Here is a 23,647-nt window from a genome sequence, read left to right on the forward strand (position 1 = left end):
GATCACCCTCCTATTTGTGACATACCGCGCGATTCCCCGGCGGTTTGACCTGGTATAAACGCATGTGCGCGCGGTTTTTTCAGAATGGCGCGGCGCATCGCCTCGGCGATCTCGTCCTCATCCGCGCCGCTGCGCAGCAGCGCGCGCAGATCTGCGCCGTCGTCATGATAAAGGCAAAGCTTGAAAAACCCCTCGCTTGTCAGACGCACACGGTTACAGCCGGTACAAAAACTGTGTGAAACAGCTTCAATAAAGCCGATGGAACCTTTCAGCGCGCCACAGGTGAAATAATGCGCAGGGCCGAACCCATGTTTTTTCGGATCGGGCCTTAAATCCGGGAACGCATCATGCACGCGCGCACGCACCGTTTCAACCGGAACAGGCTTCATAGAACCGCCCATACCGATCGGCATCATTTCGATAAAACGCACGTCGATTGGCCAGTCCCGCGCAAGCATGGCCAGGCTGCACAATTCGTCCTCGTTGACGCCGGAGAGCGGCACACAATTGATCTTGACACGCAGCCCGGCGTCGACAGCCGCGTGCAGTCCGCGCCATACGTCGTCAAAGCTGTCGCGTCCGGTGATCCTGGCGTATATGTCAGGCCGCAGCGTATCAAGGCTGATGTTGACGCCGTCCACGCCAGCTTCACGAAAACGCGGCACAACCGGAGTGAGCAGCACACCGTTTGTCGTGACCGTGACATGCTCAATGCCAGGCAGCGCCTTGATCTGTTCAATCAGCCCGCAGCAGCCGCGCCGTACAAGCGGTTCGCCGCCGGTAATCTTGATATTGCGCACACCAAGTTTTGTCGCGGCACGGCAGACGCGGATGATTTCCTCATAGCGCAGGATTTGGTCGTGTTCAATAAACGGTTGGTCCTCCGGCATACAATACCGACAGCGCAGATTGCATCGGTCCGTGATGGATACACGCATATAATCGATGCGGCGTCCGCAGGAATCTATCATGTCTTTTACCTCCCTCTTGGCGCGCGCGACCCGTGCGCGGATTACTCACCGCCGGGCGCTGGGGCGCGCGTGACCCGTGCGCGGGTCACTCACCGCCGGGCGCTGCGCTTGCCCGGCCGGCTATTCGGGGCTCTCCGGGCGCTATAGCGCCGGGCGCGGACAAGCCGCGGCAGCGCCCCTCAGCGCGCCTCACAAGGGGAGGGTCGAGCGACGCCTCCCCTTATGTTATCCCCACCTCTGCCTGGCGCGATTGTATCGGGCGCACGCCAAAACGTCTGAAGGGGAATTGTTAAACTGCGCCCACCCCGGGGTTGGGTCCATGGGATAGGGGCGACCCACCCTGCCCCACTGTTCGCGGCGCAGCCTGTAAAAATCTGAACCCCGCCCCACTATTCGCGGCACAGCCGAACTAAGTTTTTCGCTGAGGCCTTTTTTCAAAAAGGCCGGAAAGTTTTTTGCCAAGCTTTTTTTCAAAAAAGCGGGGGCCTTTTTTTAAAAAGGCCGAATCAGGCATTGCGGGCGCGCACGGCGCGTCCGAGCAGAATATAGATCGTGGCAAAGAGCGGGACGCCAAGAATCATACCGGCGACGCCGAACAGATTGCCGCCCACAGTGACGGCAAACAACACCCAAAGCGGCGGCAGGCCGACCGACCCCCCGATCACCTTGGGGGCGATGATATTGCCGTCAACCTGCTGGACGATCACCACAAACAGAATATACCAGATTGTTTTGATCGGATCCGCCATCAAAAGGATGAGCACCCCAGGAACCGCGCCGATAAACGGGCCGAAAAACGGGATTACATTTGTGACGCCCATGACAACGCCGATCAGCACGGCGTATGGGAACCGCAGGATCGACAGGCCGATCACGCTGACCGCGCCGACGATCAGCGCATCAAGCGCCTGGCCGCTGACATAGCGGCGGAAAGTACCGGCTGCGACGCAAGCGGCGCCGGCAATGCTGTCCGCGGCCTTGGGCGGCAGAAACGCCCGGTTAAGCCGGCGTAACTGGGAAAGAAGCTGCTCCTTTGTAAGCAGAATATGAATCGAGACAATCACGCCAATGACGAGCGTTACAATACCGCCGCCAAAGGACGCGGCAAAATCAAGCACATGCGGCACAAATTCAGCGATGAAATTGAGCAGGAAATCAGCCAGGCTGGACAGCCAGCCCGTGAGCTGTTCGTAAAATTCGGGCGGCAACACCCATTCATGCTGAAAACGCGCTGCAAGCTCGGCAAGCGAGTTGAGATAAGCCGGGATATTACGGCCGAGCGTGATAGCACTTTCGCCGAGCTGGGGGACGACCGTCCAGCCAAGTACGACCAACGCCGTTAAAACCAACAGATATGTGCAGATCAGCGAAAGCGGCCGTACAAGACCGGCACGCTGTGGAAAACGACGCGGCAGGCTGGCAAACACATGCTTTTCAAACGTTTCCATCACACCGTTGAGGACGAACGCCAGAATCACACCAATAAAAAACGGCATGAGCAGGCGGACAGCCGCTGAAACGACCTGTCCTACGCGTTCCGGATGGCTCAGGACAAAGTAGAGCACAACGGTAAATGCAGCGACGGTACAATACCCTTTGATTTGTTTTTTGTCCAATGAATCACCTCTGAGCAGCAGATTCCCGCCGCTTTAACAGTGTCCCCTCCGATACAATGACGCCAAGCAAAATCAATAGGGCGCCTGCAATCATCAAGAGCGTGATGCGTTCGTGCAGCACGATGACAGAGGCAATCATTGTAATGAGGGGATTTAAATAAACAAAGTTGTTGGAACGAACCGCACCGAGCCGCGCGACAACATAGTTCCAGAGCACATAGCACAGCGACGATGCGATCAAGCCCAAAAACAGCAGATTACCCCAAATCAGCGGCTCCCTAAGCACAGTTGCATCAAACGGCGCAAAATCAAACAGCAGGCATGGCAGCATAGTCAGGATGGAATAAAAGAAGATGCGCCGCGTGACATAGACAGGCGGATAGCGGGAGTGGATACCGCGCAGAATCACGGAATAAAACGCCCAGGACAGGGCTGCGGCGACCGCGAGCAGATCGCCTTTTGGCGATAGCTTGAGAACAAAGCTGCCATTAAAGACAACAAGCGCGATGCCGGCCATAGCGACAAAGAAACCGCTGACTGCATGGCGTGTCAGATGTTCGTCGCGCGTAGCCAGATGCGCGACGACCGATGTCAGGATCGGAGCTGCGGAGATAAGCAGGCTGACATTGGCCGCCTGAGTGAAGGAAAGCGCAAAGTTTTCCGCCAGAAAGTAAAGCGTGCTGCCAAACAGAGCGGCCGCGACATAGCGAAGCTCCAGAGAAAGGCTTTCCGGCCGGTGGATTTTCGGATGGATTGCAAGCAGCGACACATACGCAATCACATAGCGCAGCAGCATGATTTGGACAGGCGAAAGCACGTCAAGCAGGATTTTGGTTGAAACAAAGGTTGTCCCCCAAAAACAGATGGTGACAAGCGCGAGGACAATATAAAGCCGTTCCCGTTTCATGCGCTGTGCTCCGAACCTTCCGTATGCGCCGCGGGTGCGGACGCGTTGAAATTCTGCCAGAAGCCACCGCCTGAAAAGGCCTCGCGGAGCTGAAAGAACAAAAATGTCGCGATCAGCAGCAATGCCGCGGCCGCCCCTGCGATCACCCTGCGGACGGTGCGTTTTCGTGCGCGTCCCTGTTCCCTTCGCATCTGGCGAAGCCTGTCAAAGTCAATAACCTTTTTTTCCGGGTCATGTCCGTGCATCGCAAAATACCTCTCAGGAGCCGCGCTGCCGCGGCCCATTTTTAATTAGTATACCACATACCTTTTTTGAAAAAAAGCTTGGCAAAAAACTTTCCGGCCTTTTTGAAAAAAGGCCTCGGCGAAAAACTTAGTTCGGCTGCGCCGCGAACAGCGGGGCGGGCGCTGCGCTTATGCAGGCTGCGCCGCGAAGGATACGGAAAACGGCGGACGCGCTTATAGGGAAGCCTTGTCGTAACAGATCAGTGATGTGCGGTTTGGCAGGCATACGGCGCGGTCGCCGGGATTTTGGCACCAGCCTGTCTGTTCGCAGAGGTGGTCGGGACAGGTAACATCAATAAAGCGGATACGCCCATCCTGTACCTCAAAAGAAACCGGCTTGCCGGTTTCCTCCTCGATACGAAACGTATATGTTCCATTTTCCGACAGGTCGATGCGGCGCAGCTCCTGCCCATCCACGGAGATGACAGCGACAACGCCTCCCGCCGCCTGCCTGGGGCGGTAAAGAAAAAAAGCCGCCGCGATACAGACCGCCAACAGCGTCGCGACAATAATCCATTCCCGTTTTTTCATAATAAACGCGCCGCCAGTCCGGCATAGTCGATGGTTTCAAGGTGGATACAACGCACGCGCTCGGAGATATTGCCCAGATCGTGCGCGTCAGAGCTTGTCACAATTGTATAGCCCTCCCATAGGCCGCTGTGCGCGCCGTCTGCAAAAAAGGCGTCGGGCCGGGCGACCTCAAGGGCGTGAAAACCGCATTCCGGTGGGATAAACCCCAGGTTTGACAGAATGCTGTTGCTCGGCCGGTCAATGTGCGCCGGAAAGCACAGCCCGCCAAACTGTGCCACGGCTGCGGGCGCTTCGTCGACGCCGATCAGGGTAGCGTTGACGAGCAAAAGGTCCTCATACCCGACCGGATCGTCGTTTTCATCAAGGATAAGCTGTTCGCCGAAGATATCCGGCACATTTTTGACGGGCGCCAGGCGGTCATGTACAAATGTATCAAAGGCGAGCGCGTTCTCAAGCGCCGGAAACAGACAGACGATATGCGCCTCTTCGGCAGTCGTCAGCTCCATGCCCGGCAGTACGACAAGTCCTGTGCCGGCTGCCGCCTTCATAATTGCCGGGCAGTTTTTACAGGAGTTGTGGTCGGTCAGCGCGATCAGCTCAAGCTCTTTGAGCAGCGCCATATTGACAATATTGTTCGGCGTCATGTCCTGGTCGCCGCAGGGCGACAGGCAGGAATGAATATGCAAATCATAAAACACGGGACGCATGGCCGCTCCCCCCTTTCCGCGGCGGGCAGCCCGCCGTCAGCCTTTGAGCAGAGTATGAATCGCAAGGCACGTTTCAAATACCGGGTCGCTGCTGCGCAATACGGCAATATCATTCTGTTCGGCCTTGGCGCGCGCGTCGTCGTCGAGCGCCGCGCCTTCGGCGAGCACAACACATGCAACATCCGCCAGCACGGCGACGGCCATTGCGTTGACATTGCCCATCACCGTCGCCCATGCGCTGTCGGCGGGCGCGCGGCCCATGACGAACGAAAGCAGGTCGCAGGAGTAAACGCTTTCAATCGGGCGGTCGAGCGCGCCGCCGCCGGTCAATATTTCAAAATGCAGGGTATTTGCAGCTTCACAGACTGTCATGGTCAAGCCTCCTATCTTGATTTATCGCCGTCCGCCTTCGGCATCACGCGCGAAAGACGGCGCAGGCTTTCCGCCATGCCGTCGATCTCCTCGCGCAGCTTAAAGATACATGCTTCCTCGGTAGAAAAGCCGCGCACAATATCCTCGGCGAGCGCCTTGCATGAGGGCGCGCCGCACGATCCACAGTCCATGCCGTACAGGCGCGCTTCAATTTCGCGCATGGTTTTCATCTTTTCCATAGCTGTGCGAAAATCCGCGTCAAGCTCCAGCACAGGCTCATATTCAACCGCCTCGTCCCAAAAAAAGGCCGAGAGATCCTCGCCGTCGATATGGTTGCAGGATACCGGCCTATATTTGCGGATACGCTTGAGCTTTGCCCTGGCGACATATGGGTTTTCAATCGTGAGCACGCCGCCGACACAGCCCCCGGAACAGGCGTTCAGCTCCACAAAATCGAGGTCATAAAATTTTTCATCCTCCAAATCCTCAAGCACCCGGATGACATTTTCGATGCCGTCCGCCGCAAGATACCGCTCCTTGAGCGCGGCAGCGGCCTCGCCGCCGCTGCTGCCCCATCCGATACCCATGCGCCCTGTGCGCGCCAAATCAACCGAGCCGGGGACTTCGCGCATGAGGCTGATCAGCTTGGGATATACCTCACGGATAGCGAGCACGCCGTCGACACAGCTCTTTTCGGAGCCGAGCGGCATCTTGACGGCCGTCACCTTGGCCGGACATGGGCTGATAAAAATTGCGCCGATCTGTTCGGGCGGCAGGCCCGTTTTTTCGGCGGCGTGCTTTTTGGCCATACGGGCGGCGACTTCGATCGGGGCGTGCATCGGCAGGACATGCTCGATCAGCTCGGGGAAGCGGACACGGATTAAACGCAGCACAGCCGGGCAGGCGGAACTGACCACAGGGCGGAGAATATCTTCCTGGGCCATATAGCGCCTGGTTGCGTCGGAAACAAGCTCGGCGGCGCGCGCCACCTCAAACACCTCGTCAAACCCCATCAGCAGCAGCGCGCCGAGAATGAGATCGATGTCGTCGAGGTTGTTGAACTGCCCATAGAGCGCGGGCGCGGGCAGCGCGATTTTATAGGTAAAGCGGTCCATGACGGACAGCGGGTCAAAAATTGCCTGCTTGGCGTGGTGCGGACAGACACGGATGCATTCGCCGCAGTCGATGCAGCGTTCCTTGATGATTTTGGCCTTGCCGCCGCGCACGCGGATCGCTTCGGTGGGACAGCGTTTGACACAGTTGATGCAGCCGTGACATTTGTCGCGGTCAAGTGTTACGGAATGAAAAAAATTCGCCGTATCCATGTGGACGGCCTCCCTTCAGATGGGTGTACAAAGAGGCTGGTTCAAATGGAAATCAAGCGATGTGCACCGTCATATTGACGGTTGTGCCTTCACCGGGCGCGCTGATGATCTCCATTTCATCCGAATATTTTTTCATATTCGGAAGCCCCATCCCCGCGCCGAAGCCGAGATTGCGCACCTCCTCGGGCGCGGTGGACCAGCCCTCCTGCATGGCCAGGGCAATGTTGGGGATACCCGGCCCGTGGTCGGAAAGAGACATGCGGATATCCTCGCCGCCGATTTCAACCGCGATCTGTCCGCCTCCGCCGTGAATGACCATATTGATTTCGCCCTCATACATGGCAATGGCGACCTTGCGCACCACAACCGGGGAAAGCCCCAGCTTTTTGAGCACGCCCTTTACGTCGCTGGATGCCTCGCCTGCGCGTGTGAAATCGTCGCCAGGCACGCAGTAGGACAATTTAATCGATTCAGACATCCGTTTCACAGCCACCCTTCAACCCGTTCTCATAAAGCAGCCCGCACGCCGTGAACATGCGGTAGGGCGTGCTCATAACGGCAATACCGCGCTGCTGCGCGAGTTGGACGATTGCTTCGTCCGGGCGCTTGCCGCGCACGAATACAATGCAAAGCATATCCATCATTTCAGCGGTCCGCACCACCTGCGCATTGACAAGCCCTGTCAAAAGGACGCTCTGATCCTTGACATATGCAAGCACATCGCTCATCATATCGCTGCCGCAGGCCGTATGCACCCGGGCGTCGAGATGATCGCCTTCGCACAGCAAATCTGCGCGCAGTATTTTCTGGATATCGCGTACGGTCATAGATACCCTCCTTGTCAAAAGTCCCGGCTTTTTTGAAAAAAGGCCCCCGCTTTTTTGAAAAAAAGCTCGGCAAAAAACTTTAGTCGGCTGCGCCGCGAACAGCGGGGTGGGCGCTGCGTTTTCACAGGCTGCGCCGCGAACAGCGGGGCAGGCGCTGCGTTTTTACAGGCTGCGCCGCGAACAGCGGGGCAGGCGCTGCGTTTTCACAGGCTGCGCCGCGAACAGCGGGGCGGGCGCTGCGTTTTCACAGGCTGTACCGCGAATTTGGGCCGGCCGCCTGCATGGTCATATGTCTGTTTTTTAACAAAACACACGAAAACCGTGCACCCCTGGGGCGCGAAATTATGTAAGTTTCAGTATATCATATCATGGCACGTTTCGCAACCGTCCAGTTTCGAGCGGCACGGGCGGAGTTTGTGCGGTTCATACACAAAATGATATGGAGCGGTACCTTTTGACAGAAACAGAAAGGTACCGCTCCATATCGTTTTTGACTGAAAGCAAAATAGGCGCCGGCAGTTTTGGTTTTTCAAACAGCCCCTAAAGGCTCGATTGTAGAAACATCCTCAAATGGAAAGATGGGATGCATAAGATGCTTGTACGGGAGTTCTTCAATAAACTGGTAGGTCGCGCCCTTTGTAACCGCCATCATTGCCAGCTTGGCAAGCGGCCTGAGCTGCGCGAACAGATACCCCTGTTTGAGCACCAAAATGTCATAATGATCCAGCGGTGTGCCGGCGGCGTCAAAATGGCCCGGCGTAATAAAGGAAGTCGCCGCGTTGGAGATCACAACATCCACCGCCCCAAGCGATACCGTACAGCAGGCCCCGCACTCGTCGCTGTCGGTGTTGAGATAGCCGAGCACCTTGCCGCGGCATTTGAGTATTCCGGAAATTTCGGTCGGGACAGAAGTTTCATCCCGGCCGGTGCCGACCGTCAGCGAAACCGGCTGGCCGATTTCCGCATGCATACAGGCTGCAAAGGCGGCGTCATCATGGATCGCGGTGATCAAAACCTTTTTGCCCTTTAAATCGGGGCAGGCCATGACCAGGCGGAGCATCTCGGTGCCTTCCCCCACTGCCCCGCCGGTTGTGTTATCCCCCGAGTCAGTGATGAATACCTGTCCGCCTTCAAATGCCAGCGCGCGTGCAAGCGCCTCGGGCGGACATAGCGCCGGAACCTCAAAATCAAACTGCCGGCGCAGGTCGAGCATTTCCTGCGCCAATTCCCGTGAAAGCGCACGGGCCTTTTCGCTGTATTCCTCCCGTTCGGGAACCACCACGACCGAAAGATGGCTGTTTGGACAATCGGACCACGGGTCGCCCATAAAGACGGTTGCGCTTTCAATCCCTTCCATCTGTTCGTAAGCTTCGGCTTTTTCAATCAGACCTTTGAGCGGTTCGGCGGCAGAAAGCCCCTTTTCTCCCGAGATGATCGCGGGCACAATGGTGAGCGCAGGTTTGATCCGTTGTTTTTCCCGGATAAATTTCACCAGCGCACGCGCGACCGCCTGTTCGGTTTCCGGCTGGTCTGAATGAGGTATCGTATGGTATCCACGCATCATGTTTACATAATCGGCAAGGGACGCGTCGTTGTTGGCGTGCGCATCGAGCGCGATGCCGATCGGCAGGCTGTCCCCGACAATCCGCCGCAGCTCCTTCACAAGCCGCAGATCTCCGGAGCCAATATTTTCGACCTCCATCGAGCCATGCAGGTGCAGAAAGACGCCGTCCAGATCAGGGTTTGCCCGCACGGTATCCAAAATCTTGTTGGCAAAAAACCAGAAATCGTCCTCTTTGAGCCGTCCGGCCGGCAGTGTGGAGGCCATGATGGTCGGCACCAGCTCAAAGCCCTCCTCTTTGAAGAGATCGCATATATGCAGGTAGGGGAGCGCCTGCTGGCCTTCGGCGAAGACAAACTGCTCCCGTCCGACCAGGTCGGGGTTAAAGGTGTTGCATTCCAGATAAAATAAGCCGACAGCAATTTTCATAGCTTTCCCTCTGTTTATTATTTATTTGGCCTTCTTCAGGCGGAATTTGGTTTGGTTCATACAGACATCCATACAGACTGCAAGAAGCAGGATCAAGCCTTTGACCACCATCTGCAAATATGAGGAGACGTTCATCAGGCTCATCACATTATCCACAGCGGAAAGCACCAGTACGCCCAGCGCAACGCCGGTGATCCGGCCGACGCCGCCGGACATGCTTGTCCCGCCGATACAGGCCGCCGCAACGGCGTCCAGCTCGAGCAGGTTGCCGGAGGTAGCGGTGGAACCGCCCAACCGTGCGGTGATCACGATACCCGCTACACCATAGATCACGCCCATATAGACATATGACTGGAAGATGCGGCGTTTTGTCTTGATTCCCGAAAGGTTTGCCGCCTCCGGGTTGCCGCCGATGATGTAAATATGCCGTCCGAATACGGTCTTGTTGGAGATAAACCCCGTGATCGAGGCCATCACCGCCGCAAAGAACACGCACATCGGTATACCATAATAGCCGGTGAAGATCCAGATTGCCAGCGCGGCGGCAATCACAATCGCTGCGATGCGGGTAAACAGGCGGTTGACGCTGCCATACCACTGGCGCATCTTTTTATAGTCGGAAATGCAGAACAGGCAGGCGGCCAATGCAACCGCCGCAATCAAAACCGCGCTCGCAGCCGGCGGGATGTACCCCTCGCTCAGCCATGCAAACTCGTCCGAGAGCGGGCCGATCGTCGCCGCATTGGTCCATGTGTAGCCGATCCCCTTGAACAAAAGCTGCGCGGCCAGCGTACCGATAAACGCCGGGATGCCCACATAGCCGATGAAAAAACCGTTGAGCGCGCCCATGAGCAGGCCGCAGAGCATCGCAATCAGCAGGGCGAGGGGCAGCGGAAGTTTATAGGTGACGGCGCACTGGGCCGCGATTACGCTGACAAAATAGACCGCGGCGCCGCCGCTCAGGTCAAAATTGCGTTCGATCAGCAGCAGCATCAAGCCCGACGCCACAATCATAAGTACGGAACCCTGCTTCATCAGCAGCGTAAGATTCCGCACGGAAGTGAAGATATTGCCGGTCAACAGATTAAATATACACATCAGGATGATGACGCCGGCCGCCATCAGGATATTCTTGCCAGCCTTGCCGGTTAAAATGGATTTGAGATCTCTGCCAGCCATTTATTTTCCTCCTTCATCTCCGACCGTCGCATACCAGAGCACCTGCTCCTTATCGAGAGCCTGATTATCAAGAATTTTGACTACCCTGCCGTGGCGGATTATCATAATCCGGTCGGCAATCCCCATCACCTCCGCGATATCAGACGAGATAAACAGGATAGCCTTTCCCTGCGCTGTGAGACTGTTCAGAATATGATAGATCTGTGTTTTCGCTTCCACATCGACCCCCTGCGTCGCCTCGTCCAGGATCAAAACCGGGGAATCCGCCGAGATCAGCCGCGACAGAATAACCTTCTGCTGATTGCCGCCGCTGAGCGTCTCGATCAGCGCATCCATCGACGGGGTCTTGATGGACATGGAGCGGATCATCCCCTGGTTGTTCTGCTTTTCCAGCAGGCTGTTTATCACACCGAATTTTGAAAAACGCGGCAGGCTCGAGGCGGAGATGTTGCTTCCTACAGACTGCCTGGCGATCGCGCCTTCCCGCTTGCGGTCCTCAGGCAGCAGGCTGATGCCGTTTTTGAGCGCTTGCGCGGGATTGCGGCTTACAACGGCCTTGCCCTTGACCTCAACCTCACATTCGACGTTGCCCTTCCAAGCGCCGATCATCCCCATCGCCATCTCGGTGCGCCCCGAGCCGACCAGCCCATAGACCGCAAGGATTTCGCCGGAGCGCAGGTCGAACGCCACATTGTCGACCACCTTTTTATCCGGGAATTTCTGGTTGTAGACTGTAACGCCTTTTGCGCGGAAAACCACATCGCCGGGCTTGTTCGTGCGCGGAGGATAGAAATCGTCCACATCCCGGCCGACCATCAGCGAAACGATCCGCCGCTCGTCCATGCGCTCAACCGCATCGGTTTCAATGATCCGTCCATCGCGCATGACTGTAATCGTGTCCGACAAGCTCTGCACTTCCTCCAACCGGTGGGAGATATAGATACAGGCGATCCCTTTGCCGCGCAGCTCCCGCACCTTGGCGAACAGCAGCTCGCTTTCTTCACTGGAAAGCGTGGCGGTCGGCTCGTCCAAAATCAGCGCTTTGACCTGATTGTGCATCGCACGGGCGATCACGATAAGCTGCTTTTGTGCGATACCGATCTCCTTCACCAGGCTGTTGGGGTTGATATGCAGCCCAAAGTCGTCGATGATCTCCTGCGCCCTGCGCATCATAACGGCTTGGTTGACCAGCCCGGCGCGTCCCGGCTGGCGATTGATAAACAGATTGTCTGCAACCGTCATCTCGTTGACCATGTTTAGATCCTGCGGGACCATCGAAATACCGTTGGCTTCGGCATCCATAATCGACCGGAACCGGCATGGCCGCCCGTCCACATAAAATTCTCCTTCGTAGCTCCCATACGGATAAATTCCTGAAAGCATTTTCATAAGCGTGGATTTCCCGGCGCCGTTTCCACCGACGATCGCATGAACCTTGCCCGGCTCAATCGACAGGGTGGCCCGGTCGACCGCGAGGACAGAGGGGAAGCGTTTGGTCAGTTCGCGGATCTCTAATACTGCATTCGGCAAGATGCCGCCCCCTTTTTTGCTTTATAATAGCGGGGCCCGAAGGCCCCGCGTCAAACAGTCAAACTAGAGCGTTTTTATGACGCCTTGCGGTCAGCCGAAGATCTCCTCCTCGGTGGCCCATCCGGCGGGCGCGATCTCGTCCAGCCACTGATGTAGGTTATCCTTTGTGACGGGCATAACGTCCACCAAAAGGACAGGGATGTCAAACCCGCCGATCTGCTGGATCTCGTCGGGCGTGATTTCCTCGCCCCTGCCCAGCTTGACCGCGGCTTCAATCGTGCGCTGGTCGCCGGAGACAATATCGGTCCAGATGCTCATGGTCATAACGCCCTCATTGATGAGCTTGGCGGCGGAGATCTCCACATCCATCCCGCAGAGGAATGCTTTGCCGTCCAGCTTCGCGGCCTTGATGGCAGGAACGATGCCCAAAGCGACCGAGTCGGCGGACGCGACAAACGCCTGGATATTGTCGTTGTTTGCAGAGAGCGCATTTTCAACGGTTTTGAGCGCCTTGTCAGGGCTCCACGCCTCATGGAACTGATCCGCCACGATGTTCAGCTCCGGGTGCTCCGCCGCGACAGCCTCATAGCCCTGGCTGATCCTCTGTGCGACCGCGCTGCCGGGGTCGCCCTTGACCAGTACGACGTTGCCGCCATCCGGTCCCATATATTCAAGAGCCGATTCAAGCTGGAGCCGCCCAACCTTCACATTGTCCCGGTCCACATTCAGGTCGACCTGCGCGCCCTCAACCGTATTGTCAAAGGTGATAACCGGGATGCCCTGGCTGCGTACCTTCTCTACAAGATTTACCATGTTGCCGCTTACCACATTCAGAACCAGCACGTCAATCCCCTGGGAGATCAGGTTTTCAACCTGATTGGCCTGCTTGGTTGCGTCGTAATTCGCATACTGGAATATAATGTCGGCGCCCAGCTCCTCCGCCTTCTGCTCCATGATCTCCTTGTCGAATTTAAAGCGGTACTGCGCCTCGGATGCAAAGGCAACGCCGATTTTGATCCGTTCGCCGTCCGCCGGCTTGTCCGCCTGCGTCTCTCCCGAGGACGCGGGCCCGGCGGACGCGCCGGCGTCCGTTGGGGCAGGCGGCTGACATCCGGTCAGCAGGGATGCAGATAGAATAAATGCAAACAATCCACACAAAAACTTTTTCATAGCTACCTCCTGAATTTTTAAATAGGCCCGCGCCTTATTTGGCAAACACGCGGGATGTGTCCAGCATAAACGGGAAATATGCGCCGTTGAGGTTGCTCATCGGCAGGACGCTGTCATCCAGCCGGATGCCGAGCGTCGAGCGCATTTTCTCCTGCCGCGCCCGAATGCGGGCGTACATTTCAGGATATTGCGCCGCAATCCCGGCGCGCAGCGGCTCGTCTGCGATGATGACGGTGTCCTCACAGATCGCGTTGTGGAAATATGGCTCCTGCCGCGACGCAATGATGTCGCACTGCATATAGGCGCCGCTCAAAACCGGCAATGTGGAGCCTTGGTAGACAGGGGAATTTGTCCATTCATCCATCCCTGTGTTGTGGCCGGGATTGAGGGCGACGCCGAATTCGGGGCCGCCTATTATTTTCATAACCGCGTCGTAAAGCGCGCCGCCGGTCGTCCCCGCCCGAATGGTTTCATACCATGCGGCGATCGCGGACCAAAACGGCATATAGAAATTTTCCAGCTCCCCCGCGAGCGCCTGCGGCCAATCGTTCTCGTTGTTTGCCGCAATTCCGGTGCGTGAGGTCAGGCTCCCCCGGGCGCCGTAACAAAGCCCACAGGGATCCCCCAGGCTCAAAACGCTGTCGTCCGGGCTGCGCAGGCCGAGCGAGAGGTTGGACGCTCCGAAATTGACAAGGCTGTACATACACACCGGTGTGAAATCGATTTTCCCATAGCGGGAGGTTTCCAGCTCCTGCCCGCCGACCTTGAGCGCGTCGAACAGGTTGAGCAGGACATCGGCCGATTTGGTCGCACTGTATTCCGCCCAGGCGACTTCCTTTGGTGAATAAACCCGCATCCGGATGCCGTCAGGCAGCCCGGTGATCTCATGGGTGAAATTTTCCACATTTTCCTGGCCCGCAGCCGCAAAAACCGCCTCCATGATATACATCGGCAGGTCAAAGCTGTGCAGCGGATCGGTGGTGTGCGCGGAATAAAAATATTTATATCCTACCACCCCAACGCGGCTTCCCGGCCGGATACCTGCCTGTTCCAGCAGTTTTTCAAGCGTGGGGCTGCTGTCGCGGGGCTGTCCCTGGAGGCTGAAGTGCTGATAGAGCATCCGGTTGATCGGATAGGGGATCTGATGGCTGTACCCCATCCCTTCGTTGCCGACGATGATCCAACGTCCGCCCTCGCTGTCCACTATCAGCAGGGCCTCCTCAAAGCGGCAGTCATAGCTGGAAAAGTATTCAATATTGGAAAAATGCTCCCTATCACCGTAGATCACGACATGGCTGACGCCCTTTTCGCGCATCCGGCCGGTAAGAAGATCCAGCCTTGCAAGATAATCTTCAGCAGTAAAATGAGGGAGCGGGAGCTTTTGCCGTTCAAAAAAGAAGCTGTCGGCTTGTGTAATCCGGATCGTTCCCATGATAATACACTCCTTTTTAATTTCTCCCATGGCGTTATTAAATGGGAATAAAAAAATAACTTGACTATATTATTAATAAAACAGCATGATTTGTCAACAAGTTTTGATGATAATTATGAATAATCACAAATTTTCATTTTTGCTTTTGGCAGCTTTTTATAGAATAAAAAGCGGGCGAGCAAATTTTGTTCCCAAACACTGTTTTGCAAAGCATTGCTTGAATTCCATAGGAAAGATTCTTGATATGTGGGAACAGATACATTATAATATAGGCATTCAATACCGGGAAAAATCTTCCGAGCAGTTTCCTGAATCTAAAATATTCAGTGAATAAGGTAATTTCAATCCAAAAATCTATGTCCATGAGGGAGAGTATTGTGAGATTGATTGAGAACAAAAAGCTTGCTGTACGGATCGGAGTGATTATAACATCCATTATCCTGGTCGGAATGCTTTTGCTTTGGCTCGTGGTTTCCACCAACGCTGCATCTATCGTCAAAAACGATATTACCAACCAGATGACGGATGCTGTGGAGTCCCGTGCTGCAATCATTCATGAATATGTGCTTTCCGCAGAGGAGTATATGACTGCATTCGCCTTGGGAAGCGAGGTTCGCGAACTTCTTTTGAATCCGGACGATCCGGCGCTGCTAAAGCAAGCCCAGAAGTATACGGAGGATTTTGCAGCCGTCAAGGATGTGTTCGAGGGGCTCTACATTGCCACTCCAACAACCCATGTTTTGACCCATACCTCCCAGGGCGCCGTTGGTATGACAACGAGGTCAGGGGAGTCGTTAAAGACCTTTCAGGATACGATCCTGTCCCAGCGGGAACTGACCAACTTAGGAATTATGAAGTCGCCTGGTACTGGCAGTATGATCCTATCTATGTACTACCCCGTTTTTGAAGGGGAAAAGTGTATTGGGTACGTTGGAGCCGGCGTTTACGCCAGCCATCTTATGGATTCCTTGTTAAATTTGGACATCAAAGGCCTTCCCGGCAGCGAATACGTGTTTTTGAATGTAGATACCGGCGTATACCTTTACCATGAGAATGACGAGCTGCTGAACACGGAAACGACCGACGCCGGTTACCAGGAGATTATCCGGCGTATCCAGGCGGAGGGCGGCACCGAAGCCGGTACATACTCCTATCGCGATGAAAACGGGGTTAGGCAGTTGGTGGTTTACAAATATCTTGAGGACCGCGGCTGGGTGTTCATGGTTCGAGATCATGCTACAGAGGTTTATGGTTCTGTAACAACGATACGTGTTTTGGTTGGCGTATTGTGTGCGGTTGTGGTTGCCGCTGTCATTCTGGTCACACTTTTGATACTGCGCCGCGAGGGCAGGGATCTGATGATGGTAGAACAGGCCATTGGACGCCTGGGCGAGCTGAATCTTTCTGCCGACCAGGAACTGGAGGTTTTTTACGGCAGGTCGGATGAGATCGGTATCATAGCCCAGACCACACATCATGTCTGCGGCTGCCTGCGAAAGACCATTGATGATGTGGGGCGGATTCTGGGTGAAATAGCAAATGGAAATCTTACCGTTGATGTTCTTGAGAATGAATCTTATTATATTGGCGATTTCAAAGCCCTGTTCATAAGTTTGCAATCAATTCACACGAATTTGCTGAATGTGATTCGCGACATTTCCCAAGTAGCTGGTCAGGTTGACGCCAGTGCAGAGCGGGTATCCTCCAGCGCCCAGGTGCTGGCCCAGGGGGCGGCGGAGCAATCCACTTCGGTTGACGGGCTGGCGGCAAATGTAAACGCCATTACAGCCCAGCTTCAAACCAGCACTGTGCGCTGCAGCAGTGCAAGCGACTTAGTTGGCCGGGCTGCCGGTTATGCGGCTGAGGCGGATGTGAAGATGGAGCAGCTGACTGCCGCCACTAGGAATATCGACCAATCCTCTTCCCAGATCGGCACGATTAACAAGACCATTGGAGATATCGCATTCCAGACCAATATTTTGGCGCTGAATGCTGCGGTAGAGGCGGCTCGGGCCGGAAGCGCAGGAAAAGGATTCTCGGTGGTGGCAGACGAGGTCCGGAACCTGGCGGCCAAATCTGCCGAGGCGGCGCAGAACACCAATGTGCTGATCAGCCAGTCGATTGAAAGCGTCAAAAGTGGAACGGAGTCTACGGATATGGCTGTCTCCGCTATGCATGTCATCAACGATTGCGTTGAATCTATCAAGGAATTAATGGATGAGATTGCTACCGCAAGTGTTGAGCAATCGGAGATGATCGCATCGGTGGAAAACGGAATCAGGGAGATTTCGGCGGTGGTTCAGACCAATTCTGCCGCTGCGGAAAAGAGCGCGGCAGTCTCTAAGGAGCTGTCGCAACAGGCGCGGGCCTTGAACAGCCTCATCGGGCGCTTCCGGATCCAGCAAACAGCAGGACAGACGTTGCATACTGAGGTTTGGGCAGATTGATGCACAATGTTTGGAATTTGGCTGATATAAAAAATAGTTGCTTTGCAACTATTTTTTTGCGCATCTGCCCGCTCTGCGGGCAGGCGCATTTTAATCAAACGGCCCCGCGCCGGGGACGGCGCGGATAGCCAATTTTTTATAGATTGCACTTTGCAATCTATAAAAAATAGTAGAATAATCTGCTCACCACGCCGCAAAAAATGAATACCAGAAACGCCGCAAAGCCGCAGAAACACTATGTTTCTGCGGCTTTGTCCGGTTCTGTGGCAGATGTAGGTCAAGTTTGCAGGAAGATTAAACGATAGGCTACTGTCAAAAGCAGCTATTGCTAGTCCCATAATCCAAAACAACCAGTAAATTTTTTCTGTTTTAAGTTTATTAGCAATCACTCCGGAAATTATCCCACCTACAAGTTCGGCAGCTTCTATGAAAGCCTGACAGTGGTTGTCAGGCTTTCAAAATCTTTATAGGGGGTTTTACTTGATTATTTCCAACATAGCTGCAATGTCCTCGGTTGCCATTGTTACTTTTGACCTTTCGATTAAGATATTCCCTCCTGTCATTATGTATGACGGCATTACCCGAATACCCTTGTAATAAATTTCGCTATTCCGCAATTTATAGGTCGAAACGGCGGGAACAGCATTTTTCTTTGTTGACTTTTTTGTAATCATGTTAAAGGCTTTCTTTGCAACATCACCCATAAGCATAATAACCTTTATGTTGGGGAATAAAGAAAGCTCCGCTTCTAAATATGGCAAACTATTTTCAATACTGCTTCTGTCAATGGAATATTCTGTCTTTGGGGTTTTTACTGCATTTGTGATATAGATACCCATTTGTAATATGTCTTGTATGGAAGTAACCGCTGTTCCCGCCCCTTGCAAAAGGGGGATCGTTGTTTTCAGATAATCAGCGTCAGGGGTTCCATAAAAATCCTGTAAAGGGTCAGTGGGAACAACTTCATTTATCATAATTGCTTTAATCGTAAGCGGGTCAATATCAATGTCGTTTAGATAAATGCCGTTTGCTATACCTACTTTCATTTCAAGTTCTTTTTTTATGTTCATATCTTTATTCTCCTTACATCAACGATTATATAGTTATTTTCTGCTGCTGATCGTATATAACAGCTATATCATATATTCTGCGTTGCAATTCGTTGCGAATATGTACTGGTTCTAAGCACTCACATTTATTCCCAAAACTGAGCAGTATATCATAATAATATTCGTTCTCGAAGAATGGGAAATTGACAATATAATGTGTATCTCCATCTGGTGTAAAGTTTTCATAAGTACAAAATTCGAGCACCCTATCCATCACGGACTTGTGGATACGAATTTTAACTTCTATTTGCGTCGTTTCCAGAACATCCGGAAAATCCAATATTGGTTTTTCATAATCTCGTGGGACAAAAGTATCCGCCATTATTTTTAGGCTGAATATACGGGATAACCTAAATAAACGGTAATCACTTCTGTTATAACAGTACGCTTGAAGATACCAATGATTGCTTTTTAGTACAAGCTGATATGGTTCAACTATGCGTACCGTTTTATTTCCGTGATGAGCCGTGTATTCAAAAGAAAGTAGGTTATGATTTTGTAAAGCAGCTTTAATCATTTCTAAATATGGTTGTATATTCCTATTACCCATCCACGGACTCAAATCTATATAGATTTGATTTGCCTTTAATTCTATATCTTTCGCTCTGTCAGCGGGAATAAAACTCTTGACTTTAGCAAGAGTATTTATCAATTCATCACCTCGTACCATATTAGAAAGGCTGGACAGCCCCATCAAAATTGCAGAAAGGTCAGCGGTTGAAAAAACCTTTTTATCAATTTTGTATTCTGGCATGATTTCAAAACCGCCGCCAACGCCTGATATTGAACGAATAGGAATACCCGCCATATTGATTGCATCAATATCACGATAAATTGTGCGGGGTGAAACTTCAAACAAACTTGCTAACTCCTGTGCACCAATTCGATTTTTATTAAGGAGTATCATAATAATACTAACAAGTCTGTCTATTTTCACTTGACAGCCACCTTTCAAAATTCAGCTTGTTATCTTCTATTGTTGCCATAATATTGTCAGTCATTACATGATACAATAACGGGGCAAACAAATCAACACTGAAAATGGAGGATTATATGTTTACAGTCTATGTCTACACTTTGGATACACTTGCTGATTGGGAAATTGGATATGTTACCTCAGAATTAAATTCCGGACGGTTTTTCAAAAAAGAAGCACCTTGCATATCAATCAAAACAGTTGGTTTATCACAAATGCCCATCAAAACAATGGGAGGACTGACTGTGATTCCCGATTGCACGATTGATGATATAGCTGTCAGCAAAACAAGTGTGCTAATATTACCGGGTGCAAATACTTGGGATAACCCAAAACATGATGCTATTATTAAAAAAGCAAATGACCTTGTTTCCGTAGGAGCTATGGTATGTGCGATTTGCGGTTCTACTGCTAAATTGGCAAATTCCGGGTTATTAGATCGGTGTCCACATACCAGTAACGGACAGGGGTTTCTTGAGATGGTGTCGCCTAACTATAAAGGTCAGAAATTTTATGTTGACGCTCCCTCCGTCGCAACGCACAACCTGATTACTGCCGGATCTGCCGGAGGCTTATTGTGGGCAAAGCAAATTATTGAATATTTGGGCGTTTTTCAAAACGATACACTGGAATTTTGGTATGAATATTTCAAAACTGGTAAACCACAACACTTCTTTGCACTCATGCAGACGCTATCATCTACTGATAAATAATGAACCTGTTTGATGCAGAAGGGTTTCCATAGAAAATGAAATAGTGGTCAAAAAGTGCCGCACAACGGCGAAAGAAAAAAGCGGATATAATGCGTCAGGCAGACTTCTTTTCCCTTGAGCCTTGAAGTGGAACACACAAAATGCTCTTGCCATGCTTCAAAATTTTTGCTTGTGCAGTAGTACAGCTTTTCGCCGCGGTCAGTACAGCGGACAATGCCGGAAAACATATTTGTCTTTTCTGTTCTTTCTTTGTTTATTAAAAGGTATACAAGCAGGAAAATAATATAATGCCGGTAGCAGAAGGTGGCCAACCTTCTGCTACCGGTACTTTTTACTTGTTTTGTAATTCATTCAAATCAATCTTTCCATGCTCTTTTTCATACTCTGCAATGAATTTTAGCATCAGTTGGATAATTTGGCTGTTGGCGGAGCGTCCCGCATAGCCGCAGACATAGCGGAATTTAGCCAAAATATTACCATCCACCCTGAGCCCAAAGTGCTTTTCGTTGTCTTTGTTCATAGGTGTCCTCCAATAAAGCCATTATAGCTTTATTTTAGACCTATTATGTGGTACAATTCAAAAACAGACTTGTTATAGAGTTATTATAAGTCTGGATTTTTGGGAGGTAAGAATATGGACAAAGAACATACTTGTTGTGTGACGGGCCACCGTGATATTCCTGTTGAAAAGATTTCATATGTGCAAGATCAGTTGTATCAGGAGTTGTTACAAGCAATTCAAGATGGGTATACGCATTTCGTCAGCGGCTTTGCGTCTGGCGTAGACCTGATTTTTGCTGGGATTGTTGCCGAATTGAAGCCGGAGTATCCTATTACGTTGGAAGCGGCGATCCCTTACCCTGGCTGGATGAGCACGCCTGACAGAGAATTTCAACGTCTGCTAAAAGGATGTGATATTCTCAAAGCGCATATGGAACAGTATTCCAAAAGCTGCTATACGGTGCGCAACCGATATATGGTGGACTGTTCAACACTGGTCATTGCAGTGTATGATGGACGCAAAAGTGGTGGCACAGCAGCGACAATCAGATATGCACGTCAAGCCAAACGTGTTGTGAGGGAAGTCAAACTATAACACGAATTCCCCTCTTTCTGTGAGATTACCTTGATATAGGGCGACAAGATGTGGTATCCTGTAGAAGACGCTTTGAACGGAGAATCACAATGCCAGTCAGCTATGATAAGCTATGGAAACTATTGATTGACAAGAAGATGAATCGGACCGAACTGAAAGAGGCGGCAGGGAACAGCTTTAATGTTCTGGAAAAGATGGGAAAAGCGAGTTTGTTTCAATGGAAAGCCTATATAAAATTTGCCTTACATTAGATTGCAATATAGGTGATGTCATTGAGTTTACCGAAAAATGACCGTAAGACCGTTTTAGGCGCAGGATATCAGTTCGCTTCCGGGAAGCGACAGACAGATTGCTAATGCCGGATAAATATTTAATATAATACCCTCAGCGAACCCTTATAGAATGTAAAGGAGAAAATCGTATGGAAAAATTGATGTACATGATGATGATTGAGAAAAGCAAGACTTATAATAGAATGACAAAACAGGTAGTTATGGAACACGTTGAGAATATAAGAAAGCTGGACGATGAAGGAAAGCTGGAAATCTGCGGCGTCTTTAAAGGTTATCCGGGAATGGCAGGTATGTATATCCTAAAAACAGAGAGCCGTGAAGAAGCAGAAGAAATTTGCAAATCAGAGCCGCTGGTCATAGGAGGATATGCAACCTACAAATTAGTCGGTTTACAGATTGCAAACCGGGAAAATAATTACTTGCTGTAATTGCGGCAAGGAACAACACTGGGGTAAGAGGGGGAGCGCGGCAAGATCGTCTGATTTGATGTGGCATCCGGATTGCTTTACAGTCTGACCATGAAGCGCGGCGCAGAAGGCGCTGACCGGCATGGCGGTGCAGCTGTTTGAACCCGCCCAGGAGAGTGGCCGATAACCATAAACGAAGGACAGCGCCTTTTGCGGCGCTGTCCTTCGTTCTGTTTTCGTGTTTCGATACAGCTTTGGTACTGGCTGCACAGCTTGGGACAGCCCGTTCTGCTAGGATCGGGCTGCTTGCGGCGAAATGAGTTAATACCGGTACAGCAGAGCGGTGTGAGTATCGCGGCACAGGGTCAAGGCCTGTTGGATCTGACGGTGGGTAAACGCAGTCTGCTCTGCGCGGCGCCGGTCGGCGGGGAGTGCTGCCAGCTTGTCATGGATGGAAGCCAGGGCCTCGTCCGCTTCCTGCTCATAAGCGGTCAGGGCCGCTTCCACCAGAGGGATGTTCTCGGAATAGCGGCGGCAGGTGAGAAAGTGCAGTGCCTGGAAGCTCCAGAACAGGGACGGCGTATCCTTGCCGGGTTCTGTTTCTTCACAGCAGGCCGGCAGATCACTGATATCTGCGTACAGGGGGATATAGCAGCTGGTCTTGGGGCAGCCCATGCTGACCCACATGACAGGAGCGCCTTCTTTGCGAAAATCCGCCACGAAGCTGGCGACGGTCCAGCGGCGGCACAGGGCGTATTCGGGCGGATCGTCGTGGAAGGGATCGCCATACCGACCGGCGCCGGGCGCCTTGGACAGGTCATAAGGCGTGCCCTGATACAGGTCGCGCAGTGCGTTTTTGAAATCTTCCATGGACAGCAGGCGGTTCGGCACCACAGAATAGGTCAGGTCTTCGTAGGGCATGTCCTTGCCGGAGAAAAGGCTGACGGCACGCCAGCGGCGCAGCAGGTTCATCCTGTCCAGCTCAGGGCCCCACTCGTTGGGGCTGACGTCGCTGCCGTAAGCTGCCGCGAAGTCGAAGTGGTGGATATCGCCGTCCCACCAGCCCTGCTCCCGGGCGTATTCCGCCAGGCCGGGGGAGGCCAGCACGTTCTCCGTGTCGGTCAGGTCGGCGTCGTGGGTGCACAGGGCGTTGGGGCGCACGGCCACTTGGTCGTCAGGTACCCGGACAGCCACCCAGTGGTTGCCGGGAGCTACTTCCAGGAACCAGCCTTCCTCGGCATCGGCGATGCTATAGGTAGCCATGCTTTCGCAACCCTCCAGGCCGGAATAGCGAATGCCGTACTGCCGGATCAGTTCTCCCAGCATCCGGACGGCCTGACGGGCGCTGGTCCCGCGGGTGAGGACCAGCAGGGGGATATCGTCGGGCTCCAGCAGGGCGTCCTCGCACGGAATGGCTTTGAAGGCGCTGGCGCCGGTGCCGGCCACGGCCACGCCGCAGTCGTTGACGCCGCCGGCCCAGGACCGGTCCAGCGTGCCGGTATTGTACTTACAGGCGGTATAGCTGTAACCGCAGGTCTCGGCGATCTCCGGGATCCGCCCGCCCGCAGTCAGCAGGTAGGTTTCGCCGGGGACGTGGCCTCGCCGGGGGGTATGGGTCAGAACACTGGGGATTTTTTCCCAGTCGTCGTTGGCCGCCAGCATGGCGCGGCCGCTGATGGTGGCTTTCTTTCCGGCGATCAGGCAGGTACACATATTCGCAGCCTCCTTCTTATTACAGTATTTTGCGTGTCCTGTGTTTTGGGGA

At 53.0% G+C, this 23,647-nt stretch carries 23 protein-coding genes and 1 pseudogene; 5 read left to right on the forward strand and 19 right to left on the reverse strand.

Going from position 1 to position 23,647, the window contains the following annotated elements; translation table 11 throughout:
* Positions 1-2 precede the first annotated feature (2 nt).
* The 15 genes from moaA to FMM72_RS15655 all read right to left on the reverse strand — a co-directional run bounded on the left by moaA (position 3) and on the right by FMM72_RS15655 (position 14,841).
* Entirely contained in the window at positions 3-971 is a 969-nt protein-coding gene (gene moaA / locus FMM72_RS15590) for a GTP 3',8-cyclase MoaA (protein ID WP_162221944.1), read from the reverse strand.
* A 506-nt stretch (positions 972-1,477) separates the two neighbouring features.
* Complete coding sequence (locus FMM72_RS15595) at positions 1,478-2,587, reverse strand: AI-2E family transporter (RefSeq protein ID WP_162221945.1); 1,110 nt, start codon at positions 2,585-2,587, stop codon at positions 1,478-1,480.
* A 4-nt stretch (positions 2,588-2,591) separates the two neighbouring features.
* Complete coding sequence (locus FMM72_RS15600) at positions 2,592-3,494, reverse strand: DMT family transporter (protein WP_162221946.1); 903 nt, start codon at positions 3,492-3,494, stop codon at positions 2,592-2,594.
* Entirely contained in the window at positions 3,491-3,616 is a 126-nt protein-coding gene (locus tag FMM72_RS17440; RefSeq protein ID WP_257432060.1) for a hypothetical protein, read from the reverse strand. The genes FMM72_RS15600 and FMM72_RS17440 overlap by 4 nt, the downstream gene beginning before the upstream one ends.
* Before the next feature lie 336 nt (positions 3,617-3,952).
* Entirely contained in the window at positions 3,953-4,309 is a 357-nt protein-coding gene (locus FMM72_RS15605; protein ID WP_162221947.1) for a NusG domain II-containing protein, read from the reverse strand.
* Positions 4,306-5,016, reverse strand: a complete 711-nt coding sequence (locus FMM72_RS15610; RefSeq protein ID WP_162221948.1) for a PHP domain-containing protein — start codon at positions 5,014-5,016, stop codon at positions 4,306-4,308. Before FMM72_RS15610 ends, FMM72_RS15605 begins: the two co-directional genes overlap by 4 nt.
* Positions 5,017-5,052: 36 nt before the next feature.
* Positions 5,053-5,388, reverse strand: coding sequence for a hypothetical protein (locus tag FMM72_RS15615; RefSeq protein ID WP_162221949.1), 336 nt, complete (start codon positions 5,386-5,388; stop codon positions 5,053-5,055).
* Between the two features lie 11 nt (positions 5,389-5,399).
* The gene (locus FMM72_RS15620; protein WP_160210033.1) at positions 5,400-6,713 is read right to left on the reverse strand and encodes a [Fe-Fe] hydrogenase large subunit C-terminal domain-containing protein; all 1,314 of its coding nucleotides are present in this window, start codon (positions 6,711-6,713) and stop codon (positions 5,400-5,402) included.
* Positions 6,714-6,765: 52 nt separating this feature from the next.
* Positions 6,766-7,191, reverse strand: a complete 426-nt coding sequence (locus tag FMM72_RS15625; RefSeq protein ID WP_160210057.1) for an ATP-binding protein — start codon at positions 7,189-7,191, stop codon at positions 6,766-6,768.
* Complete coding sequence (locus FMM72_RS15630) at positions 7,184-7,540, reverse strand: DRTGG domain-containing protein (protein ID WP_160210032.1); 357 nt, start codon at positions 7,538-7,540, stop codon at positions 7,184-7,186. The genes FMM72_RS15625 and FMM72_RS15630 overlap by 8 nt, the downstream gene beginning before the upstream one ends.
* Before the next feature lie 529 nt (positions 7,541-8,069).
* Positions 8,070-9,530, reverse strand: coding sequence for a M81 family metallopeptidase (locus FMM72_RS15635; protein WP_160210031.1), 1,461 nt, complete (start codon positions 9,528-9,530; stop codon positions 8,070-8,072).
* 21 nt (positions 9,531-9,551) lie between these two features.
* Positions 9,552-10,709, reverse strand: coding sequence for a sugar ABC transporter permease (locus FMM72_RS15640; protein WP_160210030.1), 1,158 nt, complete (start codon positions 10,707-10,709; stop codon positions 9,552-9,554).
* Positions 10,710-12,239, reverse strand: coding sequence for a sugar ABC transporter ATP-binding protein (locus FMM72_RS15645; RefSeq protein WP_162221950.1), 1,530 nt, complete (start codon positions 12,237-12,239; stop codon positions 10,710-10,712).
* A 90-nt stretch (positions 12,240-12,329) separates the two neighbouring features.
* Positions 12,330-13,409, reverse strand: coding sequence for a sugar ABC transporter substrate-binding protein (locus FMM72_RS15650; RefSeq protein WP_162221951.1), 1,080 nt, complete (start codon positions 13,407-13,409; stop codon positions 12,330-12,332).
* Between the two features lie 34 nt (positions 13,410-13,443).
* The gene (locus FMM72_RS15655) at positions 13,444-14,841 is read right to left on the reverse strand and encodes a hypothetical protein (protein WP_162221952.1); all 1,398 of its coding nucleotides are present in this window, start codon (positions 14,839-14,841) and stop codon (positions 13,444-13,446) included.
* Positions 14,842-15,218: 377 nt separating this feature from the next.
* On the opposite strand from FMM72_RS15655, the gene FMM72_RS15660 reads away from it, so the two are divergent.
* Positions 15,219-17,288, forward strand: coding sequence for a methyl-accepting chemotaxis protein (locus FMM72_RS15660; protein WP_162221953.1), 2,070 nt, complete (start codon positions 15,219-15,221; stop codon positions 17,286-17,288).
* Positions 17,289-17,764: 476 nt separating this feature from the next.
* Here FMM72_RS15660 and FMM72_RS15665 read toward each other — a convergent pair whose 3' ends face one another.
* A complete protein-coding gene (locus FMM72_RS15665; RefSeq protein ID WP_162221954.1) occupies positions 17,765-18,358 on the reverse strand; it encodes a uracil-DNA glycosylase family protein in 594 nt (197 codons plus the stop codon).
* A gap of 25 nt (positions 18,359-18,383) precedes the next feature.
* Complete coding sequence (locus FMM72_RS15670; protein ID WP_160210024.1) at positions 18,384-19,334, reverse strand: helix-turn-helix transcriptional regulator; 951 nt, start codon at positions 19,332-19,334, stop codon at positions 18,384-18,386.
* A 116-nt stretch (positions 19,335-19,450) separates the two neighbouring features.
* On the opposite strand from FMM72_RS15670, the gene FMM72_RS15675 reads away from it, so the two are divergent.
* Positions 19,451-20,086, forward strand: a complete 636-nt coding sequence (locus FMM72_RS15675) for a DJ-1/PfpI family protein (protein WP_160210023.1) — start codon at positions 19,451-19,453, stop codon at positions 20,084-20,086.
* Between the two features lie 331 nt (positions 20,087-20,417).
* On the opposite strand, the gene FMM72_RS15680 is transcribed toward FMM72_RS15675, so the two are convergent.
* A complete protein-coding gene (locus tag FMM72_RS15680) occupies positions 20,418-20,606 on the reverse strand; it encodes a hypothetical protein (RefSeq protein WP_160210003.1) in 189 nt (62 codons plus the stop codon).
* A 114-nt stretch (positions 20,607-20,720) separates the two neighbouring features.
* Here FMM72_RS15680 and FMM72_RS15685 point away from each other — a divergent pair, with 114 nt between their 5' ends.
* From FMM72_RS15685 to FMM72_RS15695, 3 genes and pseudogenes are all read left to right on the forward strand, one after another.
* A complete protein-coding gene (locus FMM72_RS15685) occupies positions 20,721-21,182 on the forward strand; it encodes an SLOG family protein (protein ID WP_160210004.1) in 462 nt (153 codons plus the stop codon).
* An 89-nt stretch (positions 21,183-21,271) separates the two neighbouring features.
* Positions 21,272-21,474 (forward strand): annotated as a pseudogene (locus FMM72_RS15690) (helix-turn-helix domain-containing protein).
* 129 nt (positions 21,475-21,603) lie between these two features.
* Entirely contained in the window at positions 21,604-21,903 is a 300-nt protein-coding gene (locus FMM72_RS15695; RefSeq protein WP_160210005.1) for a YciI family protein, read from the forward strand.
* A gap of 300 nt (positions 21,904-22,203) precedes the next feature.
* Here FMM72_RS15695 and FMM72_RS15700 read toward each other — a convergent pair whose 3' ends face one another.
* A complete protein-coding gene (locus FMM72_RS15700) occupies positions 22,204-23,595 on the reverse strand; it encodes a C69 family dipeptidase (protein ID WP_162221955.1) in 1,392 nt (463 codons plus the stop codon).
* Positions 23,596-23,647: the final 52 nt, after the last annotated feature.

This window comes from Anaerotruncus colihominis (genome assembly GCF_010206195.1).
Lineage (GTDB): Bacteria > Bacillota > Clostridia > Oscillospirales > Ruminococcaceae > Anaerotruncus > Anaerotruncus colihominis_A.